The organism is Streptomyces sp. NPDC002306 (assembly GCF_053593435.1).
The window spans coordinates 115,997-128,727 of record NZ_JBSFCK010000019.1 but is presented as its reverse complement, the minus strand read 5'-3'; the positions used below and the strand labels follow the sequence as shown (position 1 = coordinate 128,727).

The following is a 12,731-nucleotide window of genomic DNA, read 5'->3' as shown; positions in this document are numbered from 1 at the left end:
GGCAAGGGCACGGGCACTCCCGACACTCCTGCCCCCGATGCGGGCAAGGGCACGGGCACTCCCGACACTCCTGCCCCCGATGCGGGCAAGGGCACGGGCACTCCCGACACTCCTGCCCCCGATGCGGGCAAGGGCACGAGCACCGCCGACACTCCCGCCCCCGACAAGCGCACTCCCGACAAGCGCAGTCCCGACAAGCCGGCCCGCGACGCCCCCACCGACCCCGACCCCGATCCCCAAGGAGGCCCGCAGTGAACGACGCGCTGGATGTCGCCCTGCGACTCCTCGTCGTCTTCGGCGTCTTCCTCACCTTCCCCCTGATCATCGGTCAGACCGAGCACAAGGTGATGGCCCACATGCAGGGCCGCCTCGGCCCGATGTACGCCGGCGGCTTCCACGGCTGGGCCCAACTCGTGGCCGACGGAGTGAAGTTCGCGCAGAAGGAGGACGTGGTCCCGGCGGGCGCGGACCGCCGGGTCTTCCAGCTCGCCCCCGCCGTCGCCCTCCTGCCGTACCTCCTGGTCCTCCTCGCCATCCCGATCGGCCCGGGCGAGGGTGCCGTCGGGCAGGTCGTCGACGCGGGCATCTTCTTCGTACTCGCCGTGATGGGCGTGGGCGTCCTCGGCTCCCTCATGGCCGGCTGGGCCTCCGCCAACAAGTTCTCCCTCCTCGGCGGCCTGCGCACGGCCGCCCAGCTGCTCGCCTACGAACTCCCGATGCTGCTCGCCGCCGCCTCGGTGGCGATGGCGGCCGGTACGGTCTCCCTCCCCGGCATCGTGGACGCCTTCCACTGGTGGTGGCTCCCCTGGCAGCTCACCGGCGCGTTCGTCTTCTTCATCGCCGGCCTGGCCGAACTCCAGCGCCCGCCCTTCGACATGCCCGTCGCCGACTCGGAGATCATCTTCGGCGCGTACACCGAGTACACCGGTCTGCGCTTCGCCCTCTTCCTCCTCGCCGAGTACGCCGGAATCGTCGTCCTGTGCGGCCTGACCACCGTCCTCTTCCTGGGCGGCTGGCACGGACCCTGGGGCGCCGACGGCCTCGGCTGGGTGTGGACCCTGCTGAAGACGGCCGTCCTCGCCTTCGTCGTCATCTGGCTCCGCGTCACCTATCCCCGCCTGCGCGAGGACCAGCTCCAGAAGTTCTCCTGGACCCTCCTGGTCCCCCTCGCCCTCGCCCAGATCGCTCTCACCGGCATCGTCAAGGTGGTGATCTCCTGATGGCTCCCCTCCCGGGCTCCGGGCTGGCCAAGGGCCTGGCCGTCACCCTCCGCACCATGACGAAGAAGACGGTCACCGAGCAGTACCCGGACACCCTGCCCGACCTCCCGCCCCGCACCCGCGGCGTGATCGGCCTGTTCGAGGAGAACTGCACGGTCTGCATGCTGTGCGCCCGCGAGTGCCCCGACTGGTGCATCTACATCGACTCCCACAAGGAGACCGTGCCGCCCGCGGCCCCCGGCGGCCGTGAGCGCAGCCGTAACGTCCTCGACCGCTTCGCCATCGACTTCTCCCTGTGCATGTACTGCGGTATCTGCATCGAGGTGTGTCCTTTCGACGCCCTGTTCTGGTCCCCGGAGTTCGAGTACGCCGAGACCGACATCCGCGAACTCACCCACGAACGCGACAAGCTCCGTGAGTGGATGTGGACGGTCCCGGCCCCGCCCGCCCTCGACCCGGCCGCGGAGGAACCGAAGGAGATCGCCGCCGCCCGCAAGACCGCCGAGAAACTGGCCGCCGCGCGGGCCGAGCCGAACGAGCCGAACGAGCCAGAGGGGGAGCAGCCATGACCTTCGCCGCCACCGGTCCGCACGGCTTCCTCTCCCCGGCCGGCGTGGAGATCGCCTTCCTGCTCGTCGGCCTGGTCACCTTCGGCGCCGCGCTCGTCACCGTCACCACCCGGCAGCTGGTGCACGCCGCCCTGTGGCTCGTGGTGACCCTCGGCGGCCTCGCCGTCGAATACCTCCTGCTCACCGCCGAGTTCATCGCCTGGGTGCAGGTCCTCATCTACGTCGGTTCCGTGGTCGTCCTCCTGCTGTTCGGTCTGATGCTCACCAGGGCCCCCATCGGCCGCTCCCCGGACGCCGACTCCGGCAACCGCTGGGCCGCCCTCGCCGTGGCCGTCGCCGCCGCGGCCGCCCTGGTCTGGGTCGTCGTCGACGCCTTCCGCGCCACCTGGATCGACCTGGCCGGCGAGCCCGCCGGCACCACCCGCGTCACCGGCGAAAGCCTCTTCCAGAACTGGGTCCTCCCCTTCGAGGCGCTCTCCGTCCTCCTCCTCGCCGCCCTGGTCGGCGCGATCGTCCTCTCCCGCAAGGCGAAGGCGAACGCGGCCGCGGCCCCGACGGCGACCGCCGTCACGCGCATTCCGACGCCAGGCGGGGGCGACGCCTCAACCGGCGGAGACAGGGCTTCGGTCGGCGGCGACAGCGCTTCGGCCGGCGCCCACAGGCCGTCGGACCAGGCGGGCGCGGCATCGGACAGCGCAGGCAAGGGAGGCGTCCGCTGATGCACCTCGTCTATCCCGCCGTGCTCGCCGCCCTCCTCTTCTGCACCGGCCTCTACGGCGTCCTCGCCCGCCGCAACGCGATCCTGGTCCTGATGTCGGTCGAGCTGATGCTCAACGCCGTCAACCTCAACCTGGTCGCCTTCGACGTCTGGCTCAGCCGGAGTGCCGAGGACACCCTGCACTCCGGCCAGGCCCTGACCCTGTTCACCATCGCCATCGCCGCCGCCGAGATCGGCATCGGCCTGGCGATCGTCCTCGCCGTCCACCGCAACCGCGGCACCGCGGACATCGACAAGCTCCGCGACACCGCCGAGGGCCACGGGAACGACGGCTCCGACGGCGACGGCCCCGACAACGACGCCCCCGCGGCCGAGAAGGCTGAGGCCACCGCGTGACCACGACCACCCTCGCCGTCCTCGTCCCCCTCCTGCCGTTCCTGGGCGCCGCGGCCGGCCTGCTCCTGGGCCGCACGGAACCCGGCCTCGTCCGCCCGCTGGCCGTCCTGCCGACCCTCGGTGCGCTCGTCCTCGCGGTACTGGTCGCCGTGCGCCAGGGCGGCGGCCAGGCGATCGACGCCGCCACCGAGCTCACGCCCACCGGCTCGGTCCCCGTCGAACTCGCCCTGCGCGTCGACGGCTTCGCCGCCCTCGTCGCCGTCCTCGTCGCCTTCGTGGCGAGCTGCGTGCAGATCTACTCGACGGGCTACCTGCGCGACGATCCGCGTTACGCCTCCTACGCCGCCCTCGTCTCCCTGTTCACCTCCGCGATGCTCCTGGTCGTCTACACCGGCGACCTGATCGTGCTGCTGGTCGGCTGGGAAGTCATGGGCATCTGCTCCTACTTCCTGGTCGGCCACTACTGGGAGACCCCGGAGGCCCGCTCCGCCTCGCTCAAGGCCTTCCTGGTCACCAAGCTCGGCGACGTCCCCTTCCTCATCGGCCTGTTCGCCCTCGCCACCGACGCCGGCTCCTTCCGGATCACCAAGATCCTGGGCACGGTCGCGAGCGGCGGGATCGACCACCCGACCGTGGTCGCCCTGCTGCTCCTGGCGGGCGTGGCGGGCAAGTCGGCGCAGTTCCCGCTGCACACCTGGCTCCCCGACGCGATGGCGGGCCCCACGCCCGTCTCCGCGCTGATCCACGCCGCGACCATGGTGGCCGCCGGTGTCTACTTCGTCGCCCGTCTCCTCCCGCTCTTCCAGGCCTCCTCGGCCGCGATGGTCGTCCTCGCCGTCATGGCCGCCGTCACCATGGCCGGATCGGCGCTCGCGGCGCTCGCCCAGGACGACATCAAGCGTGTCCTCGCCTACTCGACGATCAGTCAGCTCGGCTACATGACCGGCGCCCTCGCCGTCGGCGACCGCGGTGCCGCCGTCTTCCACCTCCTCTCGCACGGCGCCTTCAAGGCGCTGCTGTTCCTCGCGGCCGGCGTGGTCATCCACGCCGCCGGCACCAACTCGCTGGCCGCCATGGCCCGCATGGGGGGACTGCGCGACCGCGTCCCGGACGCCTACTGGACGATGAGCGTGGCGCTCCTCTCCCTCGCCGCGATCCCGCCGTTCAGCGGCTTCTTCTCCAAGGAGTCCGTCCTCGGCACCGCCGAACACGTCAGCACGGGCCACACCGAGCACGCGCCCGCCGCCGCGGGCTGGACCGTCCTCGTGGCCGGCCTGCTCACCGCCCTGCTCACCGCCGCGTACGCGACCCGCCTGTGGCTGCTGGCGTTCCGCGGCCGGGGCGCCGAGGTCGCCGACCACGGCCGCCAGCCGCTCACCATGACCGTCGTGCTGTGGGTGCTCGCCGTCCCGGCCCTCGCCTTCGGCGGGCTCACGTACGCGTGGCTGCCCGGCTGGTTCGACGGCGGCCCCCTCACCCCGACGCTCACCACCTCCATCCTCGGCACGGGCCTCGCCCTGGTCGGCGGACTGGCCACCTACGGCGTCTGGCAGGGCACCAGGGCCCTCGCCGCCGGTGTCCCCCTGGGCGCGGTCGCCGCCCACCCCGAGGGCGACGCCGGACTCGTCGAGGCCGAGGCCATCGCCGGCCACGAACCCGCCTACGGAGACGTGGCCCACGCGCCCGACCCGGCCGATCCCGGCCGGCTCCTGCTCGGCCCGCTGTACCGCCACGCGGCCGTCGGCTTCCACCTCGACGCGGTGTACGACGTGCTGTTCGTCCGCCCCGTCCGCGGTGCGGCGAGCCTCGTCCGGTTCCTCGACCGCGAGGTGGTCGACACCTACGTGCGCGGCGCGGCCGCCCTACCCCGCTGGCTCGGTGCCGCCGTACGGCGTGCCCAGACCGGCAATGTGCAGACCTATGTGAGCGCGCTGCTCGCCGGTGCCGTCGTCCTGACGGTCGCCGCCGTCCTTGTCGCCACGGGAGCGTGAGCAGGCGTGATCGATATCAGCGAGTCCGTGATGCAGGTCCTTCTGGCGTTCGTCGTCGTCGGCCCGCTCCTCGGTGCCGCCGCCGCTCTGCTGCCCGCCCCGCCCGGGCTGAAGGGGAAGTCGCCCGAGCAGGCCGTGCTCCGGCACGGTGTGACCGTCACCGGCGTCGTCCTCATCGCCGCGGTCGTCCTGGCGCTCGGCTTCGACCACGACCATCCGTCGAAGATGCAGGCCACGACGGACATCAGCTGGATCCCCGCACTCGACGTGCGGATCCACCTCGGCATCGACGGCATCTCCCTCCCCCTTCTGGTCCTGACCGCGCTGCTGACCTTCCTCTGCGCGCTGTACTCCTACTTCAAGATGCCCGCGGGCCCCGGCCCGAAGGCGTTCGTCGCGCTCATGCTGGTCCTCGAGTCCGGCACCCTCGCCACCTTCGCCGTCCTCGACCTGCTGCTGTTCTTCCTCGCCTTCGAGACGGTCCTCATCCCGATGTACTTCCTCATCGCCCGCTGGGGCGGCGCGGAACGGACCCAGGCCGCCTGGAAGTTCATCCTCTTCACGCTGCTCGGCTCCGTCGTCATGCTGCTCGGCCTGCTCCTGATCGGAATCAAGGCGGGCACATTCGACATGGTGGCACTCGCCACTGACAACGGCCGGTCCCTGACCACATCCGTGCAGGTCATCGCCGCTCTGGCGATCGGGATCGGGCTCGCGGTGAAGACGCCGATGTGGCCGCTGCACAGCTGGCTGCCCGACGCCCACACCGCCGCGCCGACCGTCGGTTCGGTCCTGCTGGCCGGCGTCATGCTGAAGATGGGTACGTACGGGTTCGTCCGGATTCTCCTGCCGATCACGCCCGACGGCTTCCGGACCTTCGCTCCCTACCTCGCGGCCTTCGCCGTCGTCGGGATCGTCTACGGATCCCTGGCCTGCCTCGCCCTCGCCCGGCAGGGCGCGAAGGGCGACCTCAAGCGCCTGATCGCCTACTCCTCCGTCGGCCACATGGGCTTCGTCCTGCTCGGCATCTCGACGATGACCCCGACCGGCGTGAACGGCGCCCTGTTCGCCAACATCGCCCACGGCCTCATCACCGGCCTGCTCTTCTTCCTGGTCGGCGCGCTGAAGGACCGCACGGGCACGACCGACCTCGACAGCCTCGCCGAGGAGACCGGCGCCGCGCTCTACGGCCGGGCCCCGCGGCTGGGCGGCCTGCTCGCCTTCGCCGCGGTCGCCTCGCTCGGCCTGCCGGGCCTCGCCGGGTTCTGGGGCGAGATGCTGGCGCTGTTCGGCGCGTTCGATCCCGCCGCCGGCCTCAGCCGCCCCGCCTACCTCACCTTCATGGCGATCGCCGCGTTCGGCACGCTGCTCACCGCCGCGTACATGCTCATCGTGGTCCGGCGCGTCTGCATGGGTGCCCCGCCGCGGGACGCGCGGGAGGCCCCGAGGCTCGCCGACGTGCAGACCTACGAGTTCGCGGCCTGGACCCCGCTCGTCGCCCTCACCGTCGTCGCCGGACTGTGGCCGAAGGCTCTCCTCGGGCTGACCGACCCGGCCGTGCAGCAGCTCCTCTCAGGAGGCACCCGATGAGCTCCCTGGCCCAGCCCCTGGCACAGTCGGCGGCCCAGTCGGTCGTGCAGTCCGTCGACTGGCTCGCGATCGCGCCGCCCACCCTCGCCGCCGTGGTCGCCCTCGCCGTCCTCGTCGCCGACCTGTTCCTCGCCGACGCCCGCAAGGCCGTCCTCGGCTGGGTCTCGGTCGCGGGACTCGCCGCGGCGGCCCTCCTGCTGCTGCCCCTCCTGGACGGCGACCGCTCCACCTTCTGTCTCACCGGCGACGCGCGCGTGTGCAGCTACACGGTGGACCGCTTCACCCTCGTCGTGCAGTTCCTGGTCCTCGGCGGCGCCCTCCTCGCGGCCCTGCTCTCGGTCACCGCCCTGAAGGACGCCGACAAGGGACTGCCCGAAGGGGAGTACTGGTTCCTGCTGCTCTCCTCCGCGGCGGGCGCCGCCCTGCTGCCCGCCTCCCGCGACCTCGCCACCCTCGTCGTCGCCCTGGAGGTCGCCTCCCTGCCCGCGTTCGCCCTGGTCGGCATCCGGCACGGCGACCGGAAGTCCTCCGAAGCGGCCCTGAAGTTCTTCCTGTCCTCGGTGACCGCGACCGCGGTCAGCCTGATGGGCATCAGCTTCGTCTACGCCTCCACCGGCACCCTCTACCTCACCCAGGTCGCCGACCGCATCCAGCGCGTCGACGGCCAGCTCTACACCCTCGCCCAGGCCGGCGTCGTCCTCACCCTCGTCGGCTTCGCCTTCAAGACGGCCGCCGTGCCCTTCCATTTCTGGGTGCCCGACACCTACGTAGGAGCCCCGCTGCCGATCGCCGCCTACCTGTCGGTGGTCGGCAAGGCGGTCGGCTTCTCCGGCCTGATCCTGGTCACGGTCGTCGCCTTCCCGACGTACGCCCACGTCTGGGGCCCCGCGCTGGCCGCGCTGGCCGCCCTCACCATGACCGTCGGCAATGTCGGCGCCCTGCGTCAGCGGGCCACGCGCGCGTACAGCGCGGTCCGTCTGCTCGCGTGGTCGTCGGTGGGCCAGGCGGGCTACCTCCTCGTGCCGATCGCCGCCGCCGCGTACTCCGACGACGCCCGCAAGTCGGTCGGCTCCACGCTCGCGTACGCCCTCATGTACGCGGCGGTCAACCTGGGCGCCTTCGCGGTGGCCGCGCTGGTGGGCCGTAACCGGGCCCTGAACCGCGTCTCGGACTACCGGGGCCTCTACGCCTCGAACCCCCTGGCCGCCCTGCTCCTGGCCTTCTTCCTGCTCTGCCTCGCGGGGCTGCCGCCGGGTGTCATCGGCCTCTTCGCCAAGGTCACCGTCTTCTCGGCGGCCGTCGACGCGGGCCTGGGATGGCTCGCGGTGGTCATGGCCGTCAACGTGGTGATCGCGCTCTTCTACTACCTCCGGTGGACGACACTGCTGTTCCGTGCCCCCGAGGGCGAGCCCGAGAAGCACCGCGTCCCGGCCCCCCTCACGGCCGCGATCGCGCTGACCGGCGTCCTGGGCATCGCCCTGTCAGGGGCGCCGCAGCTGGTCCTGCGCTTCGCCGACACCGGGCTGTTCTGAGGCGGCCCTCGCACCGCGGACGCCACGGACAGCCCACCACCGAGGCGGCGGACAGCCCACCACCCAGGCGGCCCGAGCAGCAATTCGGCGGGCGGCGCGGCCCAGGGGCCCGTCACCCGGACGGCCCACCCGTGCCGCCGCGCGCACAAGGGAACTAGTCGCTTCCGCCTGGCGTTGACCAGTACGGGAGGGTCCACTGGATGTGACACCACGACACCAGTGGCATCGACAGACAGCAAGCAAAGGGTTCCCCTGCTGCACCACTTGGAGGGCGTACCGTGCACCGCCGGCACAACGGGCTCAGGACCGCAGTACTCCTCGGGGGACTGTCCGCACTCATCATCCTGATCGGCAGCTTCTTCGGCCGTACGGGACTGGTCGTCGCGGTCCTCGTCGCCCTCGGCACCAACGCGTACGCGTACTGGAACAGCGACAAGCTGGCACTGCGCGCGATGCGCGCCCGCCCGGTGAGCGAGTTCGAGGCCCCGGCGCTGTACCGCATGGTCCGCGAGCTCTCCACCCAGGCCCGCCAGCCCATGCCCCGCCTCTACATCTCCCCGACGGAGGCGCCGAACGCCTTCGCGACCGGCCGCAACCCGCGCAACGCGGCCGTGTGCTGCACCGAGGGCATCCTGCGCATCCTGGACGAGCGCGAACTGCGCGGAGTCATCGGCCACGAGCTCAGCCACGTCTACAACCGCGACATCCTGATCTCGTCGGTGGCCGGCGCCCTCGCCTCCGTGATCATGTTCCTGGTCAACTTCGCCTGGCTGATCCCGATCGGACGTTCGAACGACGACGACGGTCCCGGCATCCTGGGCATGCTGTTGATCATGATCCTGGGCCCGCTCGCCGCCACCGTCATCCAACTGGCCATCAGCCGCTCCAGGGAGTACGAGGCCGACGCGTCCGGCGCCCAGCTCACCGGCGACCCGATCGCCCTCGCCAGCGCGCTGCGCAAGCTCGACGCGGGTACCAAGCAGCTTCCGCTGCCCCCCGAGCCGCGCATCGAGACCGCGAGCCACATGATGATCGCGAACCCCTTCCGTCCGGGCCAGGGGGTCTCGAAGCTGTTCTCCACCCACCCGCCGATGGCGGAGCGCATCGCCCGGCTGGAGAAGATGGCGGGCCGGCGCCCGTAAGGCGTCGCCGCTGGGCCTCGGCTCGGCGCCTGTCGAAGCCGGGCTGCGGTCAGCGCCCGCCGAACCGCTGGTCCGTCGACACCACGTCACGGCCCAGCGGCATGAGGGAGATCGGGATCATCTTCAGGTTGGCCCAGCCGAACGGGATGCCGATGACGGACAGGAACAGCGGGATGCTGGTGATGAGGTGCCCCAGCGCCAGCCACCAGCCCGCGAAGATCACCCAGATCACGTTGCCGATGAACGACGGCGCGCCGGCGTCGGGCCGCTCCACCGTGGTCCGTCCGAACGGCCACAGCACGTACCCGGCGATGCGCAACGACGCGATGCCGAACGGAATCGTGATGATCAGAACGAAGCAGATCAGCGCGGCGATCGCATAGGCGATGGCCATCCAGATACCGCAAAAGACCAGCCACACGATGTTGAGCAGCAGGTTGAACAACTTCATGGTCGGTACCTCTCCCCAGGTGGCTCCGCAAACGCTGTCCGTCCTTGACAAGTATCAGCGGGCCGGACGGTCAACTGCGAGCCGCAGCGGCCTTGTGGCGTGATCGGGAACGATCGGAGACGAACTCCTCCGTTCTCTCCCGAAGCACCGACAAGCCCCCCGCGGTCCGGGGCCGGACCGTGTCATGCGCCGCGCCCCACTGCCCCCGTGCAACCGCCGGACACCGCCTCGGCGTCCTCTTTGTCGACACGACGGGTACGGCACGAGGACGCACCGCCCGGCCGGGCGAAAGTCACAGGTCCGGGACAGTGCAAGCACGACATGAAAGGGCAGGTTCACGGCATGAGCATCATCAGCTGGATCATCCTGGGGCTGTTGGCCGGGGCCATCGCCAAGTTCCTGCTCCCGGGCCGTGACCCGGGCGGCTTCATCGGTACGACCCTCATCGGCATCGTGGGGGCGTTCCTCGGCGGCTGGATATCGGCCCGCTGGCTGGACCATCCGATCAGCAAGGACTTCTACGACGGCGCCACCTGGGCAGCGGCGATCGGCGGCTCGCTGGTGCTCCTGATCGCCTTCCGGATCCTGTTCGGCAACACACGCGACTGAATCACACGCCACTGAGTCCGGCACGCGCTCCGGCATCGTGGCCGGCAGCGGAGAAGGGTGGGCACCGACGGGCGCCCACCCTTTTCGTGCGAGGTCACGAGCACGCGCGTGCGTGCGGCACGGGCGCACGCGACGCGCACCTCGTGGCACCCGGCGTTCGCGAACTACCGGTAGTTCACGAACTGGAGCGCGAAGTCGAAGTCCTTGCCCTTCAGCAGGGCGATGATGGCCTGGAGGTCGTCGCGGCTCTTGGAGGTGACGCGCAGTTCCTCGCCCTGCACCTGAGCCTTCACGCCCTTCGGACCCTCATCGCGGATGATCTTCGCCACCTTCTTGGCGTTCTCCTGGGAGATGCCCTCCTGGATGTCCGCGAAGATCTTGTACTCCTTGCCCGAGAGCTGGGGCTCGCCGGCCTCCAGCGCCTTGAGGGAGATTCCGCGCTTGATCAGCTTCGACTGGAAGACGTCGAGGACGGCGTTCACCCGGTCCTCGGAGTTCGCCTCCATCAGGATCTTCTCCCCGGACCAGGAGATCGAGGCGCCCACGCCCTTGAAGTCGTAGCGCTGCGAGATCTCCTTGGCGGCCTGGTTGAGGGCGTTGTCGACCTCCTGCCGCTCGACCTTCGAGACGATGTCGAAACTGGAGTCGGCCATGTCCTGTGGCTCCTTGTATCTGGGGGCGTACCGGCCGCGTACCGGCGTACACGGGGCTGCCGCCGAGCCCGCCGGGCCCTGGCCGCATCCGCCCAAGCCTAGCCACCTCGCTCCCCGTGGGAGGCGATCAATCGGGTGGCGAAGCACCCCTCCCCATCGGGTATTGTTTACGTCGTTGCCAGGGAGCATCGCCGACAAGCGGTGTGAAGGGCAGCAAACCCGGCGGTGTGCCCGAGTGGCCAAAGGGAGCAGACTGTAAATCTGCCGGCTTAGCCTACCCAGGTTCGAACCCTGGCGCCGCCACACGGAACGAAGGGCCCGTGACCTGCTGAGAAAGCAGGTCACGGGCCCTTCGTCATGCGGCCCGGCGTGCGGGCGGCCGTGCGCGGTCGTCAGCCGGTCGTGGGGGCGTCCCTGCCGCCCTTGCCGTCCTCGCCGCTCTTCCCGTTCTTCTCGATCGCCTCCTCGGGTTCGGGTCCCGCCACCCGCTTCACGTCCGCCTCGACGTCGTAGCGCGACCGGCCCTCGTCCTTGGCGTACTCGGTCACGGAGGCCTGTACGTCCCGCGCCAGGTCACGCCAGGCACGCCAGGCGGTCTCGTACGTGTCGGACTGCTGTTGCGTCCACTGCTCGGCCGTGGGGGCGCCGTAGGTGTCCCGCAGTTGCAGGACCCGTCTGTGCGCCTCGTACGCGGTCCGCTGTTTCGCCACGAGTTCCTCGAAGGTGTCTGCCACGTGCACGGAGCCTAGGGAGGTGTCCGGACTTCCGCGCGTCGGCGCCCGCGACCCGCCAGAGCTCCGCCGGTACGGCCGTATCCGCGGACCATCGGTGCCGTCAGGTCCGGTGCAGGGCACACTGATCCCATGTCGTCCCGCCGCAGAAGCTGCCCCGAGTGCCGTCGCGAGATCGCCGTGGTCGCGGGCCGGTTCGCCCGGCACGACCCGCCCGGCGCGCGGGAGAACGGCGCCCTCACCTCATGCCCGGGCTCCCGCGGAATCGCCCTACTCGGCGCGGCCCAGGCCACGTTGGACGGGTATGCCGTGCCCGAGTTCCCCGGCCAGATGCGGCTGTTCTAGACCCCACCGGCCCGTACGGCCGTTCGGGGTACCCGGACCACTGCCGACGAGGTCAGTTCCCCGCCACCGACTTCACCGCGACCGTCACCGGCGTCGACCCGCCGACCAGTTCGAGGACCAGACCGGTCGTCGCTGGGGTGTCCACCAGCTCCGCCAGTACGGCGGCCACGTCGTCGCGTGTGACGGGACCACGGCCCGTGTGCGCCTCCAGGCGCACCTGGCCGGTGCCGGCGTCGTCCGTCAGCGCACCGGGGCGCAGGACCGTCCAGTCCAGGGCGTCCAGGCTCTGTACGTAGGCGTCGGCCTCGCCCTTGGCGCGCAGGTAGACGTCGAAGACCTCATCGCCCTGGTGGGCCGGATTCGCGCGCATCGCGGACACGACCACGAAGCGTCGTACGCCCGCCTGGACCGCCGCGTCCGCGAACAGCACGGCCGCGCCCTTGTCCACCGTGTCCTTGCGGGCCACGCCGCTGCCCGGACCGGCGCCCGCCGCGAACACCGCCGCGTCCGCGCCCCGCAGGACGGCCGCCACCTCCTCGACCGAGGCCGACTCCAGGTCCAGCAGCACCGGTTCGGCGCCGGCCTCCCGCAGAGCGTCCGCCTGTTCGGCCTTACGGATGATTCCGGCGACCTCGTCCCCGCGCGCGGAGAGCAGTCGCTCCAGCCGCAGCGCGATCTGACCATGTCCACCAGCGATGACAATGCGCATGTCTTCGACCGTACGCCCGGACGGCCGCATCCGCCGCACGACTTCAGCCATGTCACGCGTGCGCGGGGGCGTGCG

At 71.0% G+C, this 12,731-nt stretch carries 14 protein-coding genes, 1 tRNA gene and 1 pseudogene; 12 read left to right on the top strand and 4 right to left on the bottom strand.

The annotated features are described in order from the left end of the window. The 9 genes and pseudogenes from ACWCQK_RS29260 to htpX form a co-directional block, all read left to right on the top strand. A pseudogene (locus ACWCQK_RS29260) lies at positions 1-255 on the top strand (hypothetical protein); the annotation flags it as partial. Next, positions 252-1,220, top strand: a complete 969-nt coding sequence (locus tag ACWCQK_RS29255) for a complex I subunit 1/NuoH family protein (RefSeq protein WP_451159926.1) — start codon at positions 252-254, stop codon at positions 1,218-1,220. The pseudogene ACWCQK_RS29260 and the gene ACWCQK_RS29255, both read left to right, overlap by 4 nt. Beyond that, complete coding sequence (locus tag ACWCQK_RS29250) at positions 1,220-1,789, top strand: NuoI/complex I 23 kDa subunit family protein (RefSeq protein WP_451159924.1); 570 nt, start codon at positions 1,220-1,222, stop codon at positions 1,787-1,789. Before ACWCQK_RS29255 ends, ACWCQK_RS29250 begins: the two co-directional genes overlap by 1 nt. After that, positions 1,786-2,508 (top strand): NADH-quinone oxidoreductase subunit J family protein, encoded by a 723-nt coding sequence (locus ACWCQK_RS29245; protein ID WP_451159922.1) that lies wholly within the window; start codon positions 1,786-1,788, stop codon positions 2,506-2,508. Before ACWCQK_RS29250 ends, ACWCQK_RS29245 begins: the two co-directional genes overlap by 4 nt. Beyond that, positions 2,508-2,903 (top strand): NADH-quinone oxidoreductase subunit NuoK, encoded by a 396-nt coding sequence (gene nuoK, locus ACWCQK_RS29240; RefSeq protein WP_451159920.1) that lies wholly within the window; start codon positions 2,508-2,510, stop codon positions 2,901-2,903. Before ACWCQK_RS29245 ends, nuoK begins: the two co-directional genes overlap by 1 nt. Continuing rightward, positions 2,900-4,894, top strand: coding sequence for an NADH-quinone oxidoreductase subunit 5 family protein (locus ACWCQK_RS29235; protein ID WP_451159918.1), 1,995 nt, complete (start codon positions 2,900-2,902; stop codon positions 4,892-4,894). The genes nuoK and ACWCQK_RS29235 overlap by 4 nt, the downstream gene beginning before the upstream one ends. Before the next feature lie 6 nt (positions 4,895-4,900). Beyond that, positions 4,901-6,484, top strand: a complete 1,584-nt coding sequence (locus ACWCQK_RS29230; RefSeq protein ID WP_451159916.1) for a complex I subunit 4 family protein — start codon at positions 4,901-4,903, stop codon at positions 6,482-6,484. Beyond that, complete coding sequence (locus tag ACWCQK_RS29225) at positions 6,481-8,016, top strand: NADH-quinone oxidoreductase subunit N (RefSeq protein WP_451159914.1); 1,536 nt, start codon at positions 6,481-6,483, stop codon at positions 8,014-8,016. The genes ACWCQK_RS29230 and ACWCQK_RS29225 overlap by 4 nt, the downstream gene beginning before the upstream one ends. A gap of 278 nt (positions 8,017-8,294) precedes the next feature. Continuing rightward, positions 8,295-9,158, top strand: a complete 864-nt coding sequence (htpX, locus tag ACWCQK_RS29220) for a zinc metalloprotease HtpX (RefSeq protein WP_451159912.1) — start codon at positions 8,295-8,297, stop codon at positions 9,156-9,158. A 49-nt stretch (positions 9,159-9,207) separates the two neighbouring features. On the opposite strand, the gene ACWCQK_RS29215 is transcribed toward htpX, so the two are convergent. Then, positions 9,208-9,609: a YccF domain-containing protein gene (locus tag ACWCQK_RS29215; protein ID WP_451159910.1), complete on the bottom strand. Its 402-nt coding sequence runs from the start codon at positions 9,607-9,609 to the stop codon at positions 9,208-9,210. Positions 9,610-9,951: 342 nt separating this feature from the next. Here ACWCQK_RS29215 and ACWCQK_RS29210 point away from each other — a divergent pair, with 342 nt between their 5' ends. After that, positions 9,952-10,218, top strand: coding sequence for a GlsB/YeaQ/YmgE family stress response membrane protein (locus ACWCQK_RS29210; RefSeq protein WP_451159908.1), 267 nt, complete (start codon positions 9,952-9,954; stop codon positions 10,216-10,218). Between the two features lie 164 nt (positions 10,219-10,382). Here ACWCQK_RS29210 and ACWCQK_RS29205 read toward each other — a convergent pair whose 3' ends face one another. After that, complete coding sequence (locus ACWCQK_RS29205) at positions 10,383-10,871, bottom strand: YajQ family cyclic di-GMP-binding protein (RefSeq protein ID WP_385788915.1); 489 nt, start codon at positions 10,869-10,871, stop codon at positions 10,383-10,385. 221 nt (positions 10,872-11,092) lie between these two features. On the opposite strand from ACWCQK_RS29205, the gene ACWCQK_RS29200 reads away from it, so the two are divergent. Then, positions 11,093-11,174, top strand: a tRNA-Tyr gene (locus ACWCQK_RS29200). An 89-nt stretch (positions 11,175-11,263) separates the two neighbouring features. Here the strand turns inward: ACWCQK_RS29200 and ACWCQK_RS29195 are convergent. Further along, positions 11,264-11,605 carry a hypothetical protein gene (locus ACWCQK_RS29195; protein ID WP_451159906.1) on the bottom strand — a complete coding sequence of 114 codons (342 nt, stop codon included), beginning with the start codon at positions 11,603-11,605 and terminating at the stop codon, positions 11,264-11,266. A gap of 129 nt (positions 11,606-11,734) precedes the next feature. Between ACWCQK_RS29195 and ACWCQK_RS29190 the strand changes: the two genes are divergently transcribed. Further along, complete coding sequence (locus ACWCQK_RS29190; protein ID WP_451159904.1) at positions 11,735-11,947, top strand: hypothetical protein; 213 nt, start codon at positions 11,735-11,737, stop codon at positions 11,945-11,947. Positions 11,948-11,999: 52 nt separating this feature from the next. Here ACWCQK_RS29190 and ACWCQK_RS29185 read toward each other — a convergent pair whose 3' ends face one another. Then, a complete protein-coding gene (locus tag ACWCQK_RS29185) occupies positions 12,000-12,656 on the bottom strand; it encodes an SDR family oxidoreductase (protein ID WP_451159902.1) in 657 nt (218 codons plus the stop codon). Between the last annotated feature and the right edge of the window lie 75 nt (positions 12,657-12,731).

Bases quoted from the DNA above. Each gene is read 5' to 3' on its own strand.
- ACWCQK_RS29250 (WP_451159924.1), top strand. From the start codon at position 1,220: ATGGCTCCCCTCCCGGGCTCCGGGCTGGCCAAGGGCCTGGCCGTCACC.
- ACWCQK_RS29245 (WP_451159922.1), top strand. From the start codon at position 1,786: ATGACCTTCGCCGCCACCGGTCCGCACGGCTTCCTCTCCCCGGCCGGC.
- nuoK (WP_451159920.1), top strand. From the start codon at position 2,508: ATGCACCTCGTCTATCCCGCCGTGCTCGCCGCCCTCCTCTTCTGCACC.
- ACWCQK_RS29225 (WP_451159914.1), top strand. From the start codon at position 6,481: ATGAGCTCCCTGGCCCAGCCCCTGGCACAGTCGGCGGCCCAGTCGGTC.
- ACWCQK_RS29215 (WP_451159910.1), bottom strand. From the start codon at position 9,609: ATGAAGTTGTTCAACCTGCTGCTCAACATCGTGTGGCTGGTCTTTTGC.
- ACWCQK_RS29210 (WP_451159908.1), top strand. From the start codon at position 9,952: ATGAGCATCATCAGCTGGATCATCCTGGGGCTGTTGGCCGGGGCCATC.
- ACWCQK_RS29205 (WP_385788915.1), bottom strand. From the start codon at position 10,871: ATGGCCGACTCCAGTTTCGACATCGTCTCGAAGGTCGAGCGGCAGGAG.
- ACWCQK_RS29190 (WP_451159904.1), top strand. From the start codon at position 11,735: ATGTCGTCCCGCCGCAGAAGCTGCCCCGAGTGCCGTCGCGAGATCGCC.
- ACWCQK_RS29185 (WP_451159902.1), bottom strand. From the start codon at position 12,656: ATGCGCATTGTCATCGCTGGTGGACATGGTCAGATCGCGCTGCGGCTG.